This window comes from Corynebacterium sp. ED61, from assembly GCF_015233855.1.
GTDB lineage: Bacteria > Actinomycetota > Actinomycetes > Mycobacteriales > Mycobacteriaceae > Corynebacterium > Corynebacterium dentalis.
Map to the genome: position 1 here is coordinate 99,897 of NZ_JADGIT010000004.1, position 22,350 is coordinate 122,246.

Sequence of the window (22,350 nt, forward strand, 5' to 3'; positions counted from 1 at the left end):
TTACGCCACCGGCGGGGGAGTGGGGCCGTCTGGGCCATTGTCGTCCGGATCATCCGGATCATCAGGATCGTCCGAGGGGCTGCCAAAGCCCTTCATCCAATCCTCCGGCGCGTCAGGCCCCTCATTCATCTGCGTCATCAGATACGCCGTGGGCTTGATCTGAATTTCCGTTTGCTGCTCGCCGGGCTCCGGCATCTTGATATCGGAAATTGTCTCAATCTGACCCTCGTGCCACAGGTGCAGGCGAGGGCTGATCTTGTCCGGGGACTTGAAGTATTCGTCCGCGGACGCCGTGGCCAGCAGACCGATGGTGTGGAATAGTTCCATACCTGCGGTGACGTCACGCACCAGCATTTGGCCGGTCGAAGGCATGGTAAACAGCACGCCGGAATCCATATCGATCTGCGGGAGGAACTTCTCAATCAGCTCCTCCAAGAAGATAGGGGCGCTGCCGATATATGGCGAGGTGCCCTCAAAAGCCCATACCTTTTCCTTAGGGCCCGGCGAGATCTCGTTGAAATGCAGGTCAGAATCGATGAGCTCCTGCCACAGGTTCCGGTAGCCCATACGGTACAGATCCTCGACGGGGCCGCGATCCGCCATGGTCTGTTCGTTCAGCGGGAACGTGGCGTGCATGCTCACCTTGCGGTCGCGCCCCGTTGCTGCCTGCCGTGGCTGGGGCGGTGTGGGTTCTGCACCGTCGCGCGGCATGTCCAACGTGAGGCGGATCAGCGTATCGGCGCTAAACGGACGCACCGGCGCGTGGGGCCCGAAGTCTGCGGTTCCGCCAGATGCTTCGGCGATCTCCAGCGGCTGCAAAGTCACACGCATGCGACGGTAGAAATCCGCATCTTCCAGCGTCGAGGGGTCAAACACCGTCAGGTACGGGCTGGAATTGACGTTCACAGGCGTGCTGGCGCGAGCTGGAACTGGCTCAACCTCCGCCTCAGTGGGGGTTGGCTCCTCCGGAGACTCGGGGGAAGAGCTGGAAGGGGACGGGGTTGGCGTCGAAAAAGAATCATCCGAACTTCCCTGCGGCCGTGCGCTGGAGGAATCTGAGGCGGAATCGCCAAAGAGACGTTTGAACCAGTTGTTCCTGCGGGCACTCATACCTCCACCCTAACGAACCGCAGGACAGGCATTGCCCTCACCGCCCTAAAGACATGCTGGGAAAGCCATGAGAGAGGCTGTGGGAAAAGGAGGTGGAGAATTGGGGAATGAATAAGTAGAGCGCCGCGTTAGGTTGAGTAGATCAAAAAAGTTAAGCGGGGTAGACTCAAGAATATTGAGTGAGTGCGTGTAAGGCCTTTACGGCAAACACTTGGGCAGAACAGCCACTAAACGCACGCAAACCGCAGCAAATTCTATGAAGGAGAATGAGGATGTCACAACAGGAGTGGGTAGATAAGGACTACTACCGCGACCTGGGTGTGTCCTCCAGTGCGAGCGCCGAAGAAATCAAGAAGGCGTATCGCAAGATTGCACGGGAGGATCATCCAGATAAGAAGCCAGGCGACGCAGCAGCAGAAGCACGGTTTAAGACCGCCTCGGAAGCGTATTCCGTGGTAGGAGACAAAGAAAAGCGCAAGGAATACGACGAGTTCAAGCGGCTCATAGCCTCTGGCGGCTTCGGCATGAGCGGAGCCGGCACACGCAGGAGCTCCGGAATGGGCGACATGGGCGGTTTCGGCGGCTCCGGCGCCGGATTCGGCAGCTCGTTTGGTGGTGCCGAGTACGACATGTCCGACATTTTCGGAGGCGGCGGCCTCGGCGATGTCTTCGGTGGCATGTTCGGCGGCGCAGGCGCTGGAGCGGGCGCGTCTGCAGGACGCGGCGCCACGCACAGCACCGTGCGGGATCGCGGCTCGGATGTGGAAACCGAGATCATCTTGGAGTTCCGCGAGGCCACCAAGGGCGTGACCATCCCCATCCGCCTGACCAGCCCCGCCCCGTGCGCCACCTGCCACGGCTCGGGCGCCAAGGAAGGCACCTCGCCACAAACGTGTGGGCAGTGCCACGGCAGCGGAATGGTCAGCGAGAACCGCGGATCCTTCGGATTCTCGCGCCCCTGCGAGGCCTGCGCCGGGCAAGGAACCATCATCAAGGAACCGTGCCCAGACTGCCGCGGCGAAGGCCGTCAGACCCGTCCGCGCACCATCACCGTCCGCGTGCCCGCGGGCGTTGTGGACGGTCAAAAGGTGCGGCTGGCCGGGCAAGGTGCCGCTGGTCAGCGCGGAAAGCCAGCGGGCGATCTGCTGGTCACGGTGCACGTGAAGAAGGACAAGGTCTTCACTCGCAGCGGCGACGACCTCAAGTTGACCGTGCCGGTCAGTTTCTCCGAGCTGGTCCTCGGTGGAGCCGTGACGGTGCCGACGCTGGACTCCCGAGTTCGCGTGCGCATCCCGCAAGGCACCGCTGATGGCACCACCCTGCGGGTCCGGGGACGCGGCGTGAATAAGCGCAACGGCGCCAGCGGCGATTTGCTGGTGACCGTCAAGGTGGAGGTGCCCACGGACCTCGACGAAGGCGCGATGAGCGCACTGCGCAAGTACTCAGAAGAGGAAAAGCGCAGCGGCTTTGATCCGCGGGAAAACTGGGAAGGTAAGTGACAGGTGATCCATCATGAACAGCAATTCCCAGAATTCCGATAAACAAGGCGAGAATGCAGCCCGCAAAGGCACGCACGAGGTCTTCGTGATCTCCGTTGCGGCGGAGATCACGGGTATGCACGCACAAACCTTGCGCACGTATGACCGGATGGGGCTGGTCTCTCCGCAGCGCACCCAAGGCGGCGGGCGCCGTTACTCTCGTAAGGACATCGAGGACTTGCAGGAGATCCAACGGCTTTCGCACGAGGAAGGTGTCAACCTCGCGGGTATCCGCACCATAATCGAGCAGCAAAATCGCATTTCCGAGTTGGAGCACGAGGCCGCGCAGCTACGCAAGAAGCTGGCAAAGGCGCAGCAGCAGATGCGGGCGGAGAGCTCGGCGTCGGGAAGAAACCGGGGAGAAATCGTCCACGTGCCACGCTCCACGGCCGTGGTGATGTGGGAGCCGCGGCGGCGCAAGCGGGATTAGAGTTCCCGCTGGCTGCGGCCTGCCTATAGCGAAACGGAGCCCGTCAGGATGCCGTAGAGCGTGTAGAACGCGCAGGCGGTGATCAGCGCGGCGATGATCCACTCGAAGAGGTTGAAGATGCGTCCGCCCGCGCGCATGCGGGTGATCACGTAGATGATCAAGCCTGGCAGCACCAAGAGTGTGCCCAGCAGGACGAACTTCAGCTCTGCGGCGTACAGCAGCCACAGTGAGTACAGGAATGCGACCAGTCCCAGCACCAAGTGGATGGTGTTGGTGGACGAGCTGACCTTCGGGCCGGAGAGATCGAACTTTCGACCCGCGTCCGGGTGTGCGATGCCTTCTCCGCGCGTGGAGAGGAATAGCAGGTAGAGCGCCGAGAATACGTAGGGGAGCAGGTAGAGCGAGGTGGCCAACTGCACCATCGTGGTGTACGTGGACTCGTTGAGGTAGAACACCACGATGAACGCCTGGATCACCACGGCGGAGCACAGCTGAGAGACTACGGGGGCGCCCAAGGCATTGGTCTTTCCGATGATCTTGGGCAGCAGTCCGTCCTGAGCCATCAAGGTGATGGGCTCGGCACAAAGCATCTGCCAGGACACGTAGGCACCCAGCACGGAGATGCACAGGCCGATGCTGATCAGTCCGGCGCCCCAATCGCCCACGGCAGCCTGAAGAACGGATCCCATGGAGTTGTCTCCCATGGCTGCGAGCTCCTCGCGGGAAACCACACCGAAGCTCAAGAAGCTGACCGCCATCAGCAGGACAAAGACCACCACAAAGCCGATGAAAGTGGCGATGGAGATGTCCTTACGGTGACGAGCGCGCTTGGAGTACGTGGAGGCTCCCTCCACGCCGATGAAGGCCCACACGGTGAACAGCATCATGCCCTTGACCTGGTCCATCAGCGTTGCGGACTGGTCTTGGTTCTCGCCGAAGGTGGCAGCATGACCCCAGAAATCTGCGGTGAATACCTCGGGGTTGAAGCCCACGAAAGCCACCAAGACCAAGAAGGCGATGATCGGCAAGATCTTGGCGACCGTGGCTACCACGTTGAGGATCGCGGCCTGGCGCACGCCGCGGGAGAGCACAGTGAAAATCACCCAGGTCAGCAGTGAGGCGGCAAAGGCCTGCACGAGCGGGCGAGAGCCGTCAAAGATGGGAAGAAAGAATCCCAACGAGCTGAAGAACAGCGTGGCGTAGCCCACCTGCGCGATGATAGTGCCCAGCCAGTAGCCCCAGGCGGAGGCGAAGCCAATGAAATCTCCCAGCCCAGCGCGTACATAGGCGTACACGCCGGAATCCAAGTGGGGCTTGCGGGTGGCGAGTGCTTGGAATACAAACGCGATGCACAGCATGCCCACGCCGGTGATGGCCCAGCCGATCATCGCCGCGCCGGGCGAGGCCACGGACGCGACGTTTTGGGGGAGCGCGAAGATGCCCGCGCCCACGCAGGAGCCCACGATGAGGCTCACCAGGGTGCCCATGCGCACGGTGCGAGGATCGTCGACGACCAAGGTTTCGGCGGTACCTGGCGAGGGCTTACTGGATGCGGGAACTGCAACGCCATTAGTTGGGTTAGACCCATTATTTGAAGTCTTCACCAAAAGAACCATAGTCAATGGAATCCGATTTGTTGAATCATCGCGCCACAACACGTCGTCTTGCCGACTAATCACTGCCTGCCGCTGGTCAGATCCAGCGCGGGATCCCACAAATAAGAACTGTGCGTGTCCGTATCCCCGCGCCCCAGAATGTAGAGATCCATGAGCCGCTTCCACTGGTACTCGGACCACCCCGGTGCTCCTTCTGTGCCAAAGCCCGGCGACGAAGGATCCGGGCCGTGGGCCCCAAATTCTGGACCGGTGGCCAGCTGGATCAGGTCTCCCGGAACGTGGTGGCTCTCCACGTGCGCTGGTCCTGCAGAATTCGGCTCCTCAGAGTTCAGGCGCAGATCGTCGGCAGAATGCGCCCCCACGCCAGGGCTGCCCACGAACGTTACGTCATCTGCCTCTAAACCTGGCCCGTCCTGCGTGGCAGCCGTGCCCACGACCACCGAGCCGTAGCTGTAGCCCACCACATTCAACTTCGCTTCCGGGTTTCTCTCCCGCAACCCTCGCTGAAACGCTCGTAAGTCCGGTGCAGCCTTGTGGGCCGCCGAGCTGCCGATTGCCCCCACGAGGTTCTCCGGAGCGCGATACCCGTGCCATGCCACCACTGCAATGTTTTTCCCCTCGGCGCGAGCTCGCTCTACCTCCTGTATCGCCCATTGTGAGGTATTGTGCATCGCGCCCTCGCTACTGGACCCCACGCCGGAGACAAACGTGGTGATGGATTCCGCCGCGTCCACATCGCCCACCACAAATACCGGCCCCGTGGCGGTTTCCAGCCGTGTGACCTGTGGCGAGTCAGCTGCTTCCCTAGACATCGCCGCGGTGGTTCCCGCGGGTACCGGAGGAAGCTTGCGCGTCACTGGCATGGTGTTTGTTACCGACGCCAAGGCGCTCACCGCACCACCCGAACCGGAGTCCAGCGCGCGAACCAGTGCCACGGCGCTGGTGAGAATTCTGGTCAAAGTTTCTGCCATGGCCTGGGCACTCATACCCAGTCCCGGGATCCACGCGAGGGCGTGCGCGCTGACGTGTCCCGCAGGCGTGACCGGCATGAATACCGCACGGGCTGTGGATAGCGCCGCGCTGACGACGCCTTGTGCCAGCTGAAGTATCTGGATATATGCACCGGCCACGATGCTGACGGACTGCGCAGAGACTCCCAAGACGTCCAGTTGGTTCAGCGAGGCATCCAGCCGATGGGTGGCGGCATCGGCCGCTGGTCCTATCCACTGTTCGTTCGCTGACCACTCGGCTTGCTCTCTGGCATCCCCAGCCTGTTGGCTGAGCACCTTCCCGGAGCGGGCGGCAACGTCGGCGGTATGCGCTGCATCTCTAGTTTGGGCGCCCTCGATGGAGTACACGGTGACATTCATCGGCACAGCCCCATGGCCATGGACTGAGAGGCAGACGTTTCCTGCGCCCGCACGCTGCTGACGTACTTTCCGATTTGTTCTGCCGTTGCGTTCGTCATCGTGGCATGGGCGGAACCGGCGCGTGTAAAAGCCTCGCAGGCTTGGTTGACCGCCGTCATCATCATCTCGCCCGGCAAGGTCCATCGAGGAGCTTTCCCAATTTCCTCGGCTGCCTGCCGTGCCACAGAAGCAGCCTCCTTAATCTCCCCGGCCCGCTGCTCCACTGCCGTGGGCAGCAGCCACATCTGTCCCAAGCCCGCGAGGGCACTTTCCCATGCCATAACCCTGACCCCCTGATGGCGAATGTTCCGCCACCAATCTCAAACACCATCTCTAATACCGATCCGGGATCAGACTAAAGACAGCCCGGGACAACTCGGCCACGCTTCCATCACGCACCTGTGGAAGAACCCAGTTATTCACAGGTAGTCGAACATCCCCTTGAAATCGGCGCTAGGCTGGTGCTCATGCGAATTGCAGTGATTCAGATGATCGCCCAGCCGGACGTTGAAACTAACCTCGCGCTGATCCGCAAATACATTGCGGCGGCTGCGGCGAACCGTGCTGACCTGGTGGTTTTCCCGGAGGCGGCGATGTTCCCCTTCGATAACGGCCGCTTGGATCAGATCGCGCAGCCTCTCGATGGGCCTTTCGCTACCGCCGTGGTGGATACCGCGCGCAAGCACAACATCACTGCTGTTGTGGGCATGTTCACCCCTGCCGATACGGTGTACCGCCATCCTTCGGGGGACATTGTCGAAGAGCTGCCGGAGGGCGCAGGCCAAGCAAACAAGATCCGCCGTGTGTATAACACGCTCTTGGTTGCGGGGCCAGACCTGGTGACCTCCTATGACAAGATCCACACCTACGATGCCTTCGGATACTCAGAATCGGACACCGTCAAGCCCGGCACTCGCCGCATCACCTGTGAAGTCGCAGGCGTGACCGTGGGTCTTGCGACCTGCTACGATATTCGCTTCCCTAACCACTTCATTGACTTGGCCAACGCGGATGCCAAGGTCATCGTGGTTCCAACCAGCTGGGCGGACGGTCCTGGCAAGCTTGATCAGTGGCGCACTCTCACCGCTGCCCGCGCGCTGGATTCCACCAGCTACCTCGTGGCCGCTAGTCAGGCGCGCCCAGGAACCCCGGATCGCTACGGCCGCGCAGATGGCCCTACCGGCATTGGTCACTCCGTAGTGATCGGCCCAGATGGAGCCAAGCTGGCGGAGACCGGCTATGCCGCGCAGGTGTTGACGGTGGATATCGATCCGAACTACGTAGACAAGGTGCGCAAGAGCTTGCCTGTTTTGGCTGGTCACCTGCGCGAGCGCCAGCTCGAGGACATCGTGGTGGCCGTGGGCGACGAGCGCTAGCTAGCTCAAGTAGTCCCAATCGGTCGGGATGCCGAGGATCTGTTCTTCTGGCACCCCGGCCTTTGTGTTTAGTTGCTCGATCGCGTGGCGCACCATTTGCTGCGATCCCGCCACGATGAATTGATGATCGGGCAAGTACTTGGAGCTTTCTAGCGTGACCTCGAGTGCCGTGCCCTCCGTGAGCAGGGAATTGCGTGTGTAGTGCTGCCGTTCCTCGCGGGGAAGCCCGGTGGCCTCAGAGGGGTTGGTCCCCGCAGGCACTTCGAATTGCTGCACCACGGGAGTGAAACGCAGCCAGTCGAAGGCGCGCGCCAGCCCCAGTAGACCTTGGAGTTCGTAGAGCTGGCCCGGGTTGTGCGCGCCCCATACCAGGTGGGTGCGGCGTGGTTTCGCGCCGGGCGTGGGGGCCGTGGAATCCTTGCCAGGCACAAATCCCAGGCCATTGCCGAAAACTTGTTGCAGCACCATCGCCCGGGCGGGTGCGAGCCCGCCGTCTTCCGCGATGATGATTAGGTCCTTGTCTGCGTGCTCGTGCCAGGTGGGATCGTCATTGTGGAGTCCCAGTGGCGCGCCGTGGGCATCGGTCGGTTGTGCGGAGATCACCCATTCGTCTCCGACCGACGCCATGCTCGCCGCAGCCTCCAGGAATCCCCGTGTGCCCGCGTCGGTGCCTTCAGCGTCTTTAACCACGTGTAGTTCCAGCATGCCGTCTGGGTTGCTAGGCATCGCGGAATATAGGGGGCGCCATAGCAGCGGGGTGCAGGGAGTGCGGACCAGAAGCGGCTCGCCCGCGGCATAGGCAAGGGGAGTGCTAAGGTGCATGCGCACGACCGACACGGAGGAATTGCGATGCTCGATGTCCACGATCTTGCCTTGGGCGGTGACGGGATTGATGAGGTCAGAGGGCCCTGCCGAAGCTTCCCGTTCTTCGGCTTCTGCGCACCCCTGGGCCATGATGCTGCACCCCAGATACGCCACATCCTTGAGTGTCTTCACCCCGGCTGGGCTGACTTTGTTGTCAGTATCGCCGGGGCGAACGTAACGGTCGATCGTCTCGCCGATGGCAGTGGAGAGTGGTTCGTAGTGCTCGGAGCGGAAGCCGTGGCGTCGGAAAGAAGAACCCAAGGTAAACAACAACGTGGCGGCGGCGTGATTGAACTCCGCACGCGCATCCACGCCCTCTTCGAGGAAGCTGAGTAGGCGGATGAAAAAGCCGGTGTCTTGGGGAATGGTCTGCCCGAAGTGCGTGGCTTGCGCTGGGTCGGGGGAGCCTGCGCGGCGGGGCAGATCGACGGGTGACGGGGTGATCCTGCTGCTCATCAGGGCAGTCAGGGTGCCGAAAATGATCTCAGCGCGGTGGGCGCGAGCAGCATCAAAGGCGGCAGACAGAGACATAATACGTATTGTGGCACATGCTTTATTGGTTGTGCGTGATGTCTATGACCAATCTCTTGGGAGCTTCCAGGTAGGTCACTGAAAAGGCAGTTGCGGGATGGTTGAGACCGGCAAAATACTGGCCACGGGCTTCGAAAGCGCCTGCGTAATAGACCTGATTGATGCCCGCTGCTCGGCGCATGGTGGAATTCTGCACGCCCGCAGGTAGATCTTGCGGACCTGTGTTTGAAAGGTTGTAGGTAACCCCTTCCACATTGACCTCCAGGTAGGACTGGCCGTCCACGTTGACGCGATGGCCGGAGGCTTGTTGGAGGGGCTGGCCAACGTAGCGTACGAGCCAGCCGGGCTTGCCTGTGCCCTCGAGGTCAAAGACGAGGCGATCGAAGCCAGAATGTTCGGCCACACGAATGTTGGTGACTGTCAGTGATGCCGGGTCGTCGGGGGAGGACACCGGCATGCTGCGGGCGGTGGCGAGTTTCGGGGTGCCTAGTGGTGATTCTGATTCTGGCGACTCTGATTCTGGGGCCTCTGAGGTTGGGGATGCCGAGGTGGTGTCGCTGGTCGGAGTGTTCGTTGCGGTGCTGGTGGCGGTCTCGGTCGCTGTCGAGGTGGCTACGGAAGTCTCAGTGCTGGTGGGGACAGTCTCTGAGCTGCCACATGCGGTCACGGTGAGCAGCGCGACGGCGGGGATTGCTAGGGAAAGTGTGCGGTAGAGACGACGAGACAACATGTATTCCACGGTACGCGACCACCTTTCCGCAGATGTGACCTAGATCATAATAAATACTCAAGTTGAGCGGAATAGACTCAACAATATTGTGGTTGAGTGAGATGTACTCAAGTATTGTTTGGGTAGACACAATCAAGACCGAACAACACCACAAAACACACGAGCTGTCAGGAGGGAGAACACACCATGAACAGCTTCACTCCAACCACTAATACGCAGGCTGCCCTCCAGGCCGCACTGCAAGATGCTTCCGCCAAGGGCAACCCGGACATCCGGCCAGCACACCTGCTGGTAGCCCTGCTGGAGCAAGAGGATTCTATTTCTCAGCCTGTCTTGGAAGCCGCCGGGGTTAACGTCCCGCAGCTGCTGAGCAAGGCGCGAGATCTTACTGCTAGTTACCCACAAGCCACCGGTTCGGATATGGCTAACCCGCAGTTCAACCGGGATGCGCTCAACGCGCTGACCGCGAGCCAGGAGCTGGCCAGCGAGCTCGGCGATACGTACGTGTCCACCGAGGTTCTGCTCGCGGGCATTGCCAAGGGCGATTCTGATGCCGCCAAGCTGATGCACCAGGCCGGTGCAACGTATGAGGCCGTGCGCGGAGCTTTCGAGTCCGTACGTGGTAATCGCAAGGTCACCACGGAAGAGCCCGAGGGCCAGTTCCAGGCTCTCGAGAAGTACTCGCAGGATCTAACCGCCCGCGCACGTGAGGGAAAGATTGATCCGGTCATCGGCCGTGATCAGGAAATCCGTCGCGTGGTGCAGGTACTGTCCCGCCGTACCAAGAACAACCCAGTTCTTATCGGCGAGCCTGGCGTCGGAAAGACGGCCATCGTGGAGGGGCTTGCCCGCCGCATCGTGGCTGGCGACGTGCCTGAGTCCTTGCGTGGCAAGAAGCTCATTTCTCTGGATTTGGGTTCCATGCTGGCCGGCGCGAAGTATCGAGGCGAGTTTGAGCAGCGCCTCAAGGCTGTCCTCGACGAGATCAAGGAGGCCGAAGGGCAGGTCATCACCTTCATCGATGAGCTGCATACCATTGTGGGCGCAGGCGCCGGTGGCGATTCCGCCATGGACGCAGGCAACATGATCAAGCCGCTGCTGGCCCGAGGTGAGCTGCGCTTGGTCGGTGCCACCACCTTGGACGAGTACCGCAAGTACATCGAAAAGGATGCCGCACTGGAGCGTCGCTTCCAGCAGGTCTACGTGGGCGAGCCAACCGTGGAGGACACGGTGGGCATCCTGCGCGGACTCAAGGAGCGCTACGAGGTGCACCACGGCGTCCGCATTCAGGACTCCGCGCTGGTCGCCGCCTCCACCTTGTCGGATCGCTACATCACCAGCCGCTTCCTGCCGGATAAGGCCATCGACCTCGTCGACGAGGCCGCCTCCCGTCTGCGCATGGAGATCGACTCTCGCCCAGAGGAGATCGACAGCGTGGAGCGCATCGTGCGCCGCATGGAGATCGAAGAGATGGCACTGTCCCAAGAGCTGGACGCTGCCTCGAAGGATCGCCTGGTGCGCTTGCGCTCCGAGTTGGCCGATGAGAAGGAGAAGCTCTCCGCGCTCACCGCCCGCTGGGAAAACGAAAAGGGCAGCATCGATAGCCTCCGCGCGTACAAGGAGGAGTTGGATGAACTGCGCCGCGAGTCGGAAATCGCGGAGCGGGAAGGCAACTTCGCCAAGGTTGCAGAACTGCGTTACGGACGGATTCCTGACGTCGAAAAGAAACTCGGCGAAGCCGAAGAAGCCGTGGCCAAGAATCAGGGCGAGATGATGCTGACCGAGGAGGTCACGCCAGACACCATCGCTGATGTGGTCAGCGCGTGGACCGGCGTTCCTGCAGGCAAAATGCTGCAGGGCGAGACCGAGAAGCTGCTCAACATGGAACTGGTGCTGTCCGGCCGCGTGGTGGGACAGTCCAAGCCGATCACGGCTGTCTCGGATGCGGTTCGCCGTGCTCGCGCAGGTGTGGCAGATCCGAACCGGCCTACTGGCTCGTTCCTGTTCCTGGGCCCCACGGGCGTGGGCAAGACCGAGCTGGCCAAGGCGCTGGCAGACTTCCTGTTCGACGATGAAACCGCCATGGTGCGCATCGATATGTCCGAGTATGGCGAGAAGCACTCCGTTGCTCGCCTGGTGGGAGCACCTCCGGGATACGTTGGTTACGACGCTGGCGGTCAGTTGACCGAGGCTGTGCGTCGTCGTCCGTACACCGTCGTGCTGTTCGACGAGGTGGAAAAGGCCCACCCAGATGTGTTCGACGTGCTGCTGCAGGTCCTCGACGAAGGTCGCCTGACCGACGGCCAGGGACGAACCGTGGACTTCCGCAACACCATCCTGATCCTCACGTCCAACTTGGGCGCAGGTGGAACCGATGAGCAGGTCATGAACGCAGTGAAGGCCGCGTTCAAGCCGGAGTTCATCAACCGTCTGGATGACGTGCTCATCTTCGAGCCGTTGTCTAAGGAGCAGCTGGAGGACATCGTCAGCATCCAGGTGCGCGGCTTGGCCGAACGCTTGGCTGCCCGCCGCTTGGAGCTGGAGGTTTCCGAGGAGGCCAAGAAGTGGCTCGCCGAGCACGGCTACGATCCTGCCTACGGTGCTCGTCCGCTGCGCCGTCTGATCCAAAAGGCCATCGGCGACAAGCTGGCCAAGCTGTTGCTCGCAGGAGAGATCCGCGATGGCGACAAGGTGCGGGTGGATTACACACCAGGCACCGGCGAGGCAGAGGGCGATGCGTCCCTCGACGAGCTGGACATCTACTCCCTCGGTGGTTCCGAGGAAGAGTAGCTAGTGAAGTTGGCGGAAGGTCACGTTAATCCGACCCTCCGTCAGCCCGCATCCCGCGGGCAGCGTGTTGTCACGCACCGTGGGAACTCCGTGGAATGCGAGGCGCTTAGGCCCTCCGAAGACGATGATGTCTCCAGAGAGAAGCGCCACGTCATTCCACGGCTTATTTTTGTTGTCCACCCCGCCAATCCGGAAGGTTGCTTCGTCGCCGATGGAGATGGACACGATCGGCGCGGGGGAATCTTCGTTGGCGTCCTGGTGCATGCCCATGCTCGCGCCGGGCGGGTAGTAGTTGATCAGCGCCATATCCGGCCGATATGTTTCCACCCACGGCGTCAGGGCTGGATCCAGTGCGGCGGCATCGCGGAGCGCGCGTACGGCCATGTTCTTCAAGTGCGGCGGCAGCGGTGGCACCGGGTGGCCGTCCACGGAATCCACGTAGCGGTATGGGTTGGTCTGCCAAAACCTGCCCAGGTGCAGCATGTGAACAGACATCTGCCCGGAGCGCAGCTGTGGCTTACGCATCGCCAGTGGGGTCCCAGCTACCTGCCGGGCAGTCTCCCGAAACTCGTCCACGACAGCCCGTTGTTGTTCCACAGCTAGCCAGTTCGGCAAGTGGACCACGCCCTCGGCGACCTGCGAGTCATCCCGCGGCAACTCAGCAAACAACATGGTGCACGTCCGCATATTTCGCGCCTGTGACCGCAGCGAGATCGCTCGGCGCAATGATGATCTGCGTGCCGATTTCCCCAGCGGACACATAGATTTCCGGCAATTCCATTGCGGAAGAATCGATAACGGTGGGCAACGCCCGCTTCATTCCCACCGGCGAGCATCCGCCGCGCACATATCCCGTCAGCTGCTTGAGCTGCTTCCAATCGAACATCTTCACATTCTTCACAGCAAAGTGTGCAGCCACTTTCTTGAGATCCAGCTGTTGATCCGCCCCGATTACCGCCACGAAGTGCTGTTTCTCCGAGCTCTCCACCACCAACGTCTTGAAGATAACCTCCGGTGCCACTCCCAACGATTCCGCGACGTGCAGCGCATCGATCCCGCCGCCGGTCTCGTAGCGAGACATCGAGTATGACACTGTGGCGCGGTCTAGCTGCCGCATGGCGTTAGTTTTGTGGATCTTCCTGGCCACGAGTACACCGTCCTTGAGAGCATGCGCCGTTCTTTCTTTCCGACGCCATGCCCGAGTCTAACCCCCACCGGTCGCGAAGCATTCGAGCTCCGTGCACCCCCGCTCACAGGAACCCTTCGCGGCCGGAGAAAAGCCCGTACCAGCGGTTTCTTTTATTTTCGCGAGGGCAGATATATGTACAGCTAAACACATATTTTTATCGCCAGGAGGTTGGCGTCGAAAAGGAAGAAAACAACACCGCTGCAGACAGTACGGTGGTGCTACCACTTTGGTGTGCAAAAGCACCTTCCCTTACCCCGCAGGAGGTACCCCATGACTGTCTATTCAGATCCCGGAACGCAAGGCTCCATCGTGTCCTTCAAGGACCGCTATGAAAACTTCATAGGCGGTCAATGGGTGTCGCCGGAGGATGGCGAGTACTTGGACAATGTCTCTCCAGTCAGCGGAAAGAAGTTCTGCGAGGTGCCGCGTTCCAAGCAGGTAGACGTGGACAAGGCCATCGAGGCCGCGCACAAGGCAAAGGATGCATGGGGCAAGACCTCCGTGCAGGATCGCTCCAACGCGCTGCTGAAGATCGCGGATCGGCTGGAAGAAAACCTCGAGGCGCTCGCGGTGGCGGAGACGTGGGATAACGGCAAGGCCGTGCGCGAGACGCTCGCTGCCGACCTGCCGTTGGCCGTGGATCACTTCCGCTACTACGCGGGTGCACTGCGCGCGCAGGAGGATCGCACCTCGCAGATCAGCGAAGATCTGATCGCGTACCACTTCAACGAGCCGCTGGGCGTGGTGGGGCAGATCATCCCGTGGAACTTCCCGATCCTCATGGCCGCATGGAAGCTGGCACCGGCGCTAGCGGCCGGTAACGCCGTGGTGCTCAAGCCCGCAGAGCAAACTCCCGCTTCCATCCTCATGGTCGCCGAGCTCATCGAAGACGTACTCCCCGCTGGCGTGCTCAACATCGTCAACGGCTTAGGCGAAGAAGCCGGAGTGGCTCTGACCAGCTCTGATCGCATCGATAAGATCGCTTTCACCGGTTCCACCGAGGTGGGCAAGACCATCAACAAGGCCGTGGCGGACAAGCTCATCCCCGTGACCCTGGAGCTGGGCGGCAAGTCTCCATCCGTGTTCTTCAGCGATGTGATGGATAAGGATGACTCTTTCCGCGAAAAGTGTGTGGAGGGCCTGGCCATGTTCGCGCTGAACCAGGGCGAGGTGTGCACGTGCCCGTCCCGCGCGCTGGTGCAAGAAGACATCGCCGACGAGTTCCTGGCGCTGGCCGTGGAGCGCGTCAAGAACATCACCATCGGCAACCCGCTGGATACCGACACCCAGATGGGCGCCCAGGCGAGCCAAGAGCAGATGGACAAGATCACCGGCTACCTGCAATCCGGCCCCGAAGAGGGCGCCGAGGTGCTGCTGGGTGGAGATGTCAACACCATCACCGGCCGCGAGGACGGCTTCTACGTCAAGCCCACCATCCTCAAGGGCAACAATGACATGCGCTGCTTCCAGGAGGAGATCTTCGGCCCAGTGCTGGCAGTGACCACCTTCAAGGACTTCGACGATGCCATCCGCATTGCCAATGACACCGAGTACGGCCTCGGCGCCGGAGTATGGTCCCGCAACGGCACCACCGCGTACAAGGCCGGACGCGCTATCCAGTCCGGTCGCGTGTGGGTGAACAACTACCACTCCTACCCAGCTCACGCGGCCTTCGGAGGTTACAAGAAGTCCGGTCTGGGTCGCGAGACTCACCTGATGATGCTGGATCACTACCAGCAGACCAAGAACCTGCTGTGGTCCTACGACGAGAACCCCACCGGCCTGTTCTAGCTACCGGATCGCTTGCCCCCGCACCGGTAAGTTAGGACGATGCTTCATGCGGGGAATACACTCACCTCATGATCTCGCGCGCATCTAGCGCGAGTAGGTTGCAGATTTCAGCGCCACCCACCTCACACGTACAGAGGTCGGTGGCGCTGAAATCGTGAGTATTGAGGAGACCTCGAGTGGAGTATTCCGTATTTGATCTGCTGGTAGACGTGGGCATGATCTCCGTGTTGTTGATCGTGGGCACGTTCATGCGACGCCACTTCGGTTGGTTCCGCAGACTCCTCATCCCTGCACCCATCACCGCCGGCCTCCTCGGCCTTCTGCTCGGCCCCGAAGTCTTGGGCATCATGCCCTTCTCCGATGCGCTGGGCGATTACTCCACGCTGCTGATCGCGGTGGTTTTCGCATCCATGCCGTACTCGATGAGCTTTGATTCGCGCGACATCTCCAAGGCCAAGAACATGTGGTCTTATTCCGCGTCCATGTTCTTGGGCCAGTGGGGTCTGTTTGTCCTACTTGGTGTGTTTGTGTTCACGCCGGTGTTTGGCACCGAGGATTGGTTCGGCATGATGTTGCCGGTCGGCTTCGTAGGTGGTTTCGGTACTGCCGCCGCGGTAGGCGGAGCGTTGGATTCGATTGGTATTTCCGACGCCGCTTCTCTCGGATTTACTTCTGCCACCGTGGGAACGCTGGCGGCGATCGTCGGCGGAATCATCTACGCTAACTGGGGCATCAAGACTGGTCGCACCACGACCCTGCCGAGGAAGCTGCCGTGGGAGCTGCGTTCCGGAGAGATCACGAAGAAGGCCAACCAGCCGTCTATCGGCCATGCGACCACGAACCCTTCCTCCATTGAGCCACTGGCTCTGCACGCGGGATTCATTGCGGTGACTGTGACCATCGCGTACTTCATCAAGCAGGCGATCCAGCATCAGTTTGAGACTGTCTCCATCCCGCTGTTCGCGATGGCATTCGTGGTGGGTATCGGCGGCAAGATCTTCCTGAAGCTGATTCGCCGCCCGGAGTACTTGGATCCCACCACCGTGAAGTCCATGTCCGGTGCGTCCACGGACTTCCTGATTGCTTTCGGCGTGGCCTCCATCGTGCCTGCTGCAGTGGCCAGCTACGCGGTGCCACTGGCCGTGATGTTCGTGGTGGGAATCATCTACTGCACCCTGTACTTCTTTGTGGCTTCCCCTGTGTTCTTTGGCGAGAAGTGGCTGGAGCGCGGCATCTTCGGATGGGGATGGGCAACGGCAGCAGTGGCCACGGGTATTGCTTTGCTGAAGATCGTGGATCCGAAGCTGGAATCCGGAGCGCTGGACGAATACGGCATCGCTTACGTGGGCTACGCGCCGATTGAGATTGCGGTGAATATCTTCGCGCCGATTGCTGTGATCGCTGGATTCACGATGGGATTCGGCGCGATCACCACTGTGGCGGCGATCGTGATTTTCGCTGTGCCATTTGTGCTGGGTTGGTTGCCAAAAAAGGCCAGCAGCGCGCAAAGCCAGCGATCCCTTTAAACTGGTGAATTATGAGTGAAACCACTTCTCACCAAGAAAGCCCATTCGTTACCGGCGAAGAGATGTTTTCCAGCTTCACCGCAGGTCAACGAATGACCGTCTTGGACTCGCACTGGGCCAAGACCGAGAATTCAGCGTGGGAAGCCTACGTGGGGCAGCACATCCCGGGGGCGATGTTCTGCAACCCACTAACCCACCTGGCGGACATTCCTTCGCGCAAGCTGGGACGCAACCCACTGCCCAACGTGGAAGACCTGCAGCGCAGCTTCCGCGACTGGGGAATCTTCGGCGACAAGCCCGTTTATATCTACGATGCCGGCCCCAACATCTTCGCCGCTCGCGCTTGGTGGGTCTTCCGTTGGGCCGGGCTGCAGAATGTCCACATCCTCAACGGTGGCACCCCGGCCTGGGAGTCCGCTGGTGGAGATGTTGCCGGTGGCATCGGAGCTCTCCGCGGGCGCGGAACCGCAGAAGTGAAGCCGGGGGGAATGCCGGAACTGCTGATCGATGACGTCGAAAATTGGATGCATGACCACCTCCTCATCGACGCGCGAGAGGAAAGCCGCCACCAGGGCGTGCGGGAACCATTTGATCACCAGGCCGGACACATTCCCGGCTCGATCAATATCCCCGTCACGCGCCTGCAGGATTCCCGTGGCCGTGTTCTCTCACCGGAGGAACTGCGACACATCCTGCAGATCCACGGCGTGACCGAGGGGACCAACGTGGCGGTATACTCCGGATCCGGTTTGCACTCGTCTTTGTTCGTTGCGGCGATGGAACATGCGGGCCTGTACGGGGCGAAGAACTTCATCGGCGGATGGTCGCAATGGGCGGCGGACTCTTCGAGGGCCATCGAGCGCGGTTAGGATCATCCTCATGATGAGGCGTGTATTCGCAGGGTTGGCCGTGGTGGGGCTGTTGTTGCTGGCCACCAACAACACGGCACCTGTTGCTGCGCAGCTGGTGCGGCCCACATTGGCGGCCTTTTTTGTGATCATGCTGTTTATACAGACGTGGCCGCTAGCAATGACGGTACGCGGGCATTTCGGGAAATCACGCCACCCAGTCAACAAGATGTACTCGTATTTCTCCGCGTTGGGCATCGCCGGCACCTTGGGCGTGGCTCTAGTGGTGTTTTTGAACGACTCGGACGGTTCGCTGGACTTGGTGCTGATCCTGTCTGGTCCCATGATGTTCTTGGGCATCGTGGCCTCTGCCGTGCTGGCCTTCTTCGCCACTCCGTGGCGCGATTGGACGTACAGCGAGGGAACGTCCAATTCGGACGGCAAAAAGCGCGCTAGAGACCGTGCTTCCGGTTAATCAGCCCGTGTAGCGCTTCGCTGGGCAGCACGCGGGCTAGAGGAAACACCAGCTGTGCTTTGGAACCTGCAACGTAGAGGGGGCGGGGGCGTTCATCGGTGATGGCCTTGAGGATTTCCTCGGCCACACGCTCTGCGGAGATGCCGGTGGCTTCGTTGCGGTCGAGCTTGCTGAGCATGGTCTGGAATTCGTCGCCGTAAGGGCCTTGGGGATCCACGTACTTGCTGCGGCGAGCTGACAATCCCGTGTTGATAGATCCGGGCTCCATCACGGACATGTCGATGCCAAAGGGGCGGAGTTCGCGTCGGGAAGAAAACGCGAATCCCTTGATCGCGGCCTTGGATGCCACGTAGCTGGAACGGAACGCCAGCGGGAAACTGCCGAGCATGGAGCCGACCATCACGATCCGCCCGCGACCTGCAGCGCGCATGGTGGGCAGCAAACGCTGGGTGAGTTCGATGTGGCCGATGACGTTGATCTGGAATAGACGCTCTAGGGCTTCGCGTGGCAGCTCTTCGAGGGGGCCGGACTGGCTTTCGCCTGCGTTGTTGACCAGCACGGACGGGGTGCCGCGCTGCAACACTTCTTCGGCAAAAGTGGTGATGCTCGCGGGCTCTTCGAGATCCAATGCCAGGTACTCCACGCCGGGAATAGGATCCACCACGTTGGCGGGGTTGCGGGTGGTGCCGATGACGTGGAAGTTCCCGCTCTTGAGTTGTGCAAGAGCGGCGGCAGTGGCAGCGCCAATGCCGGAGGAGGCGCCGGTCACCACGGCCACGCCCTCGGTGGGGACGGGAAGTGCTGGGCTCGCGAAGGGGAGGGATAGTTTTGCCATAGGCACTATTGTGGCGCACGGCGGAGTGAAGGGGGGTCAGACCGCGAATTATATGGCGAGGAACCCATGCAGGTTAGTATGTAGACGAACAACTCAATACGCCGTTATCAGCTGCAGTGGGAGAGGCCGAGCTACGCGCCGGCCGCCGACGGAGCAAACCCTCCCCAGGACACTCTCAGGCACCCGAACCGCCGCAGCGAGGCACCTCTGGAAAGAACTCTGCGCCCTCGTCTGCGCGGTAGTCGCCGAAGGAGAAAGGCAGCGTGGTCATGCTGAAGCTCTCAGGCTCTTAAGACAGAGTGGGGAGGACAAACGCCCGTGCAACCACCATGCGCTCTTTCTGAATTTTCGGAGATGGCGCGTGACAACCGGAGAATCCATTTATGGCACACGCTGCACCTTTTGTCCCCCGTCACATCGGCCCCAACGGCTCCGATACCGCTGAGATCCTCGAGTTCCTCGGTTATGAATCCACCCAGGCTCTCGCCGAATCCGCGATTCCTTCCACCATCGCGCAGCAGGGCGCAATTGGCCTTCCTGATGCCCTCAACGAGCAGGACACCCTTGCCGCACTGCGCGCGTTCGCAGACAAGAACGTGCAGAAGAAGCAGCTGATCGGCAACGGTTACTACGACACGATCACCCCAGCTGTGATCCGTCGCAACGTCACCGAGAATCCAGGTTGGTACACCGCGTACACCCCGTACCAGCCAGAGATTTCCCAGGGCCGCTTGGAGGCGCTGCTGAACTTCCAGACCGCCGTGCAGGATCTCACCGGCCTGCCGGTTGCTGGCGCGTCCTTGCTGGATGAGGCCACCGCCGTGGCTGAAGCAGTGCAGTTGATGGCCCGCGGCAATGCCAAGGCCTTCAAGAAGGGTGGCGTGGTGCTGCTGGATACCGCGCTGCACCAGCAGTCCATCACCGTGACTTTGGCTCGCGCTGAAGCTGCGGACATCCCGGTGGAGCTGGTTGAGATCACCGATGATTTCGATTTCTCCGCCTATGAAAACCTCGTGGGCGTGGTGATTTCCAACCCCGGCACCACCGGGCGCGTGCGCGATATCGCCCCGCTGATCGCCGCAGCGAAGGAGTCCGCCGCACTGGTCACCGTGGCCTGTGACTTGATGGCTCAGGTGTTGCTGACCTCCCCAGGTTCTCAGGGCGCGGACATCGCCGTGGGTTCCGCACAGCGCTTCGGCGTTCCACTGTTCTTTGGTGGCCCGCACGCCGCGTTCATGGCTTGCACCAACGCGCTGGAGCGCAAGCTGCCGGGCCGCATCGTCGGCGTATCTAAGGACGCCGAGGGCGCACCTGCCTACCGCTTGGCTCTGCAGACCCGTGAGCAGCACATTCGCCGTGAGAAGGCGACCTCCAACATCTGTACCGCACAGGCCTTGCTGGCCGTGATGGCCGGTTTCTACGCTGTCTGGCACGGCCCAGCTGGTCTGCGCGAGATCGCCACGGATATCCACGGCCGCGCAGTGTCGCTGGCCGTCGCTCTGTCCGAGGCCGGCCTGACCCTGGCGCACGATACCTTCTTCGATACCGTCACCGTGCAGGTCTCTTCCGCCGATGAGATCGTTGCCAAGGCCGCCGAGGAAGGTTTCAATCTCCGCCGCGTCAACGACGAGTTCGTGGGCATCTCCGTGGGCGAGTCCACCACGGATGCGGACATTGCAGCCCTCACCGCCGTGTTCACCGGCAAGCAGGCAAGTGTTGATTCTTCTGATTTCGACGCAAACTCCGGCCCGCTCGGCGATGCAGATCTGCTGCGCACGGATGACATCCTGACGCACCCGATCTTCCACAGCATCAGCTCTGAGACCCAGATGATGCGTTACCTGCGCATGCTCGCTGATCGCGACCTCGCGCTGGATCGCACCATGATTCCACTGGGTTCCTGCACCATGAAGCTGAACTCCGCGATCTCCATGGAGCCCATCACCTGGCCAGGTTTCGCCGGAATTCACCCGCATGCGCCTGCCGAGCAGGCGCAGGGCTGGTTGGAGCTCATCGAAGATCTGGAGCAGCGCCTGGAGAAGATCACCGGCTACGCCAAGGTATCTGTCCAGCCCAACGCTGGCTCCCAGGGCGAGTTCGCTGGTCTGCTGGCCATCCACCGCTACCACCTCTCCCGCGGCGATGATCAGCGCGATATCGTGCTGATCCCGGCTTCTGCCCATGGCACCAACGCGGCTTCCGCTGCGCTGGCTGGCCTGAAGGTGGTTGCTGTGAAGAACGCCGAGGACGGATCCGTGGATCTGGATGACCTGGATGCCAAGCTGGAAAAGTACGGCCCACAGACCGCAGCCATAATGATCACCTACCCGTCCACCCACGGCGTGTTCGAAGAGCAGGTGCGCCAGGTGTGCGAGAAGGTTCACGCTGCAGGTGGTCAGGTCTACATCGACGGCGCGAACTTGAACGCGCTGGTCGGTTTGGCTCAGCCGGGCGAATTCGGTGGCGACGTTTCCCACCTGAACCTGCACAAGACCTTCACCATTCCTCACGGTGGTGGCGGCCCGGGCGTGGGCCCAGTGTGCGTGGCCGAGCACCTCATCCCATTCCTGCCTTCTGACCCTTCCGCGGATCTGCCCGAGGGCGAAGACGATTTCTCCGCTGGCCAGCCGGTTTCTGCGGCGCACTACGGCTCCGCGGGCGTGCTGCCAATCACCTGGTCCTACATCGCACTCATGGGTGATGAGGGCCTGACCGAGGCATCCCGCATGGCCCTGGTGAACGCCAACTACATCTCCCACAAGCTGGAAGATCACTACCCAACGCTCTACAAGGGCGATACCGGCCTGGTGGCCCACGAGTGCATCTTGGATCTGCGCGAGCTGACCAAGCAGTCCGGCATCACCGCAGCTGATGTGGCCAAGCGCCTCATGGACTACGGTTTCCACGCGCCAACCCTGGCCTTCCCCGTGCCCGGCACCCTAATGGTCGAGCCAACCGAATCCGAGGACAAGGAAGAGCTGGACCGCTTCATCGAAGCGATGATCAGCATTCACCGTGAAATCCAGGAAGTTATCGACGGCAAGGTCGCCGCCGAGGATTCCGTGCTGCGCCACGCACCGTTCACCGCGTACTCCGTCACCCGCGATGACTTCGAGGACGCTGTCTCCGGCGGTCACTTCACCCGCACCCAGGCCGCGTTCCCCGTGGAAGGCCTGCGACATACCAAGTACTTCACGCCTGTGCGTCGAATCGACGATGCCTACGGCGACCGCAACCTCGTGTGCAGCTGCCCGCCCCTGGAAGCTTTCGACATCGAGAGCTAATAGCTCTC

The 22,350-nt window shown here is 61.3% G+C and carries 18 protein-coding genes and 1 riboswitch; of the genes, 9 read left to right on the forward strand and 9 right to left on the reverse strand.

The features are described 5' to 3' along the window. Entirely contained in the window at window positions 1-1,110 is a 1,110-nt protein-coding gene (locus IM764_RS05880; protein WP_194187260.1) for a hypothetical protein, read from the reverse strand. A 272-nt stretch (window positions 1,111-1,382) separates the two neighbouring features. On the opposite strand from IM764_RS05880, the gene dnaJ reads away from it, so the two are divergent. Together dnaJ and IM764_RS05890 are read left to right on the forward strand one after the other, a co-directional pair. Further along, window positions 1,383-2,609 carry a molecular chaperone DnaJ gene (gene dnaJ, locus IM764_RS05885; RefSeq protein WP_194187261.1) on the forward strand — a complete coding sequence of 409 codons (1,227 nt, stop codon included), beginning with the start codon at window positions 1,383-1,385 and terminating at the stop codon, window positions 2,607-2,609. A 13-nt stretch (window positions 2,610-2,622) separates the two neighbouring features. Continuing rightward, window positions 2,623-3,078 carry a heat shock protein transcriptional repressor HspR gene (locus IM764_RS05890; protein ID WP_099298198.1) on the forward strand — a complete coding sequence of 152 codons (456 nt, stop codon included), beginning with the start codon at window positions 2,623-2,625 and terminating at the stop codon, window positions 3,076-3,078. A gap of 23 nt (window positions 3,079-3,101) precedes the next feature. Here the strand turns inward: IM764_RS05890 and IM764_RS05895 are convergent, their stop codons facing one another. From IM764_RS05895 to IM764_RS05905, 3 genes are read right to left on the reverse strand one after another with little or no spacing between them, the layout of a single operon-like run. Then, window positions 3,102-4,694, reverse strand: coding sequence for an amino acid permease (locus IM764_RS05895; RefSeq protein WP_194187367.1), 1,593 nt, complete (start codon window positions 4,692-4,694; stop codon window positions 3,102-3,104). Window positions 4,695-4,753: 59 nt separating this feature from the next. Beyond that, window positions 4,754-6,064 carry an alpha/beta hydrolase gene (locus tag IM764_RS05900; protein WP_194187262.1) on the reverse strand — a complete coding sequence of 437 codons (1,311 nt, stop codon included), beginning with the start codon at window positions 6,062-6,064 and terminating at the stop codon, window positions 4,754-4,756. Beyond that, window positions 6,061-6,384, reverse strand: a complete 324-nt coding sequence (locus IM764_RS05905; protein ID WP_194187263.1) for a hypothetical protein — start codon at window positions 6,382-6,384, stop codon at window positions 6,061-6,063. Before IM764_RS05905 ends, IM764_RS05900 begins: the two co-directional genes overlap by 4 nt. Window positions 6,385-6,570: 186 nt before the next feature. Here IM764_RS05905 and IM764_RS05910 point away from each other — a divergent pair, with 186 nt between their 5' ends. Then, on the forward strand, window positions 6,571-7,479 hold the full coding sequence (locus tag IM764_RS05910; RefSeq protein ID WP_099298296.1) for a carbon-nitrogen hydrolase family protein: 909 nt from the start codon (window positions 6,571-6,573) through the stop codon (window positions 7,477-7,479). Here the strand turns inward: IM764_RS05910 and IM764_RS05915 are convergent, their stop codons facing one another. Both IM764_RS05915 and IM764_RS05920 read right to left on the reverse strand, forming a co-directional pair. Then, a complete protein-coding gene (locus IM764_RS05915; protein ID WP_194187264.1) occupies window positions 7,480-8,874 on the reverse strand; it encodes a hypothetical protein in 1,395 nt (464 codons plus the stop codon). 22 nt (window positions 8,875-8,896) lie between these two features. Continuing rightward, entirely contained in the window at window positions 8,897-9,604 is a 708-nt protein-coding gene (locus IM764_RS05920) for a hypothetical protein (protein WP_194187265.1), read from the reverse strand. Window positions 9,605-9,790: 186 nt separating this feature from the next. On the opposite strand from IM764_RS05920, the gene clpB reads away from it, so the two are divergent. Continuing rightward, window positions 9,791-12,394, forward strand: coding sequence for an ATP-dependent chaperone ClpB (gene clpB / locus IM764_RS05925; RefSeq protein WP_228073436.1), 2,604 nt, complete (start codon window positions 9,791-9,793; stop codon window positions 12,392-12,394). Here clpB and IM764_RS05930 read toward each other — a convergent pair whose 3' ends face one another. Both IM764_RS05930 and ybaK read right to left on the reverse strand, forming a co-directional pair. Then, window positions 12,395-13,066, reverse strand: a complete 672-nt coding sequence (locus IM764_RS05930) for an alpha-ketoglutarate-dependent dioxygenase AlkB (protein ID WP_194187266.1) — start codon at window positions 13,064-13,066, stop codon at window positions 12,395-12,397. It lies immediately after the preceding gene. Beyond that, a complete protein-coding gene (gene ybaK / locus IM764_RS05935) occupies window positions 13,053-13,541 on the reverse strand; it encodes a Cys-tRNA(Pro) deacylase (RefSeq protein ID WP_370551559.1) in 489 nt (162 codons plus the stop codon). The genes IM764_RS05930 and ybaK overlap by 14 nt, the downstream gene beginning before the upstream one ends. A 312-nt stretch (window positions 13,542-13,853) precedes the next feature. Between ybaK and IM764_RS05940 the strand changes: the two genes are divergently transcribed. The 4 genes from IM764_RS05940 to IM764_RS05955 all read left to right on the forward strand — a co-directional run bounded on the left by IM764_RS05940 (window position 13,854) and on the right by IM764_RS05955 (window position 18,223). Next, the gene (locus IM764_RS05940; RefSeq protein WP_194187267.1) at window positions 13,854-15,374 is read left to right on the forward strand and encodes an aldehyde dehydrogenase family protein; all 1,521 of its coding nucleotides are present in this window, start codon (window positions 13,854-13,856) and stop codon (window positions 15,372-15,374) included. 215 nt (window positions 15,375-15,589) lie between these two features. Then, a complete protein-coding gene (locus IM764_RS05945) occupies window positions 15,590-16,900 on the forward strand; it encodes a sodium/glutamate symporter (RefSeq protein WP_228073476.1) in 1,311 nt (436 codons plus the stop codon). Between the two features lie 11 nt (window positions 16,901-16,911). Next, window positions 16,912-17,769 (forward strand): sulfurtransferase, encoded by an 858-nt coding sequence (locus IM764_RS05950; protein ID WP_099298190.1) that lies wholly within the window; start codon window positions 16,912-16,914, stop codon window positions 17,767-17,769. A gap of 10 nt (window positions 17,770-17,779) precedes the next feature. Next, window positions 17,780-18,223, forward strand: coding sequence for a hypothetical protein (locus IM764_RS05955; protein WP_099298189.1), 444 nt, complete (start codon window positions 17,780-17,782; stop codon window positions 18,221-18,223). On the opposite strand, the gene IM764_RS05960 is transcribed toward IM764_RS05955, so the two are convergent. Further along, the gene (locus tag IM764_RS05960; protein ID WP_099298188.1) at window positions 18,201-19,058 is read right to left on the reverse strand and encodes an SDR family oxidoreductase; all 858 of its coding nucleotides are present in this window, start codon (window positions 19,056-19,058) and stop codon (window positions 18,201-18,203) included. The two genes, IM764_RS05955 and IM764_RS05960, sit on opposite strands and share 23 nt — an antisense overlap. Window positions 19,059-19,255: 197 nt before the next feature. Beyond that, window positions 19,256-19,366: riboswitch (glycine riboswitch) on the forward strand. Window positions 19,367-19,441: 75 nt separating this feature from the next. Between IM764_RS05960 and gcvP the strand changes: the two genes are divergently transcribed. Then, window positions 19,442-22,342, forward strand: a complete 2,901-nt coding sequence (gene gcvP / locus IM764_RS05965) for an aminomethyl-transferring glycine dehydrogenase (protein ID WP_099298187.1) — start codon at window positions 19,442-19,444, stop codon at window positions 22,340-22,342. Window positions 22,343-22,350 lie beyond the last annotated feature (8 nt).

Bases quoted from the DNA above. Each gene is read 5' to 3' on its own strand.
- IM764_RS05880 (WP_194187260.1), bottom strand. From the start codon at position 1,110: ATGAGTGCCCGCAGGAACAACTGGTTCAAACGTCTCTTTGGCGATTCC.
- dnaJ (WP_194187261.1), top strand. From the start codon at position 1,383: ATGTCACAACAGGAGTGGGTAGATAAGGACTACTACCGCGACCTGGGT.
- IM764_RS05890 (WP_099298198.1), top strand. From the start codon at position 2,623: ATGAACAGCAATTCCCAGAATTCCGATAAACAAGGCGAGAATGCAGCC.
- IM764_RS05895 (WP_194187367.1), bottom strand. From the start codon at position 4,694: ATGGTTCTTTTGGTGAAGACTTCAAATAATGGGTCTAACCCAACTAAT.
- IM764_RS05900 (WP_194187262.1), bottom strand. From the start codon at position 6,064: ATGAATGTCACCGTGTACTCCATCGAGGGCGCCCAAACTAGAGATGCA.
- IM764_RS05905 (WP_194187263.1), bottom strand. From the start codon at position 6,384: ATGGCATGGGAAAGTGCCCTCGCGGGCTTGGGACAGATGTGGCTGCTG.
- IM764_RS05910 (WP_099298296.1), top strand. From the start codon at position 6,571: ATGCGAATTGCAGTGATTCAGATGATCGCCCAGCCGGACGTTGAAACT.
- IM764_RS05915 (WP_194187264.1), bottom strand. From the start codon at position 8,874: ATGTCTCTGTCTGCCGCCTTTGATGCTGCTCGCGCCCACCGCGCTGAG.
- IM764_RS05920 (WP_194187265.1), bottom strand. From the start codon at position 9,604: ATGTTGTCTCGTCGTCTCTACCGCACACTTTCCCTAGCAATCCCCGCC.
- clpB (WP_228073436.1), top strand. From the start codon at position 9,791: ATGAACAGCTTCACTCCAACCACTAATACGCAGGCTGCCCTCCAGGCC.
- IM764_RS05930 (WP_194187266.1), bottom strand. From the start codon at position 13,066: ATGTTGTTTGCTGAGTTGCCGCGGGATGACTCGCAGGTCGCCGAGGGC.
- IM764_RS05940 (WP_194187267.1), top strand. From the start codon at position 13,854: ATGACTGTCTATTCAGATCCCGGAACGCAAGGCTCCATCGTGTCCTTC.
- IM764_RS05945 (WP_228073476.1), top strand. From the start codon at position 15,590: ATGATCTCCGTGTTGTTGATCGTGGGCACGTTCATGCGACGCCACTTC.
- IM764_RS05950 (WP_099298190.1), top strand. From the start codon at position 16,912: ATGAGTGAAACCACTTCTCACCAAGAAAGCCCATTCGTTACCGGCGAA.
- IM764_RS05955 (WP_099298189.1), top strand. From the start codon at position 17,780: ATGATGAGGCGTGTATTCGCAGGGTTGGCCGTGGTGGGGCTGTTGTTG.
- IM764_RS05960 (WP_099298188.1), bottom strand. From the start codon at position 19,058: ATGGCAAAACTATCCCTCCCCTTCGCGAGCCCAGCACTTCCCGTCCCC.
- gcvP (WP_099298187.1), top strand. From the start codon at position 19,442: ATGGCACACGCTGCACCTTTTGTCCCCCGTCACATCGGCCCCAACGGC.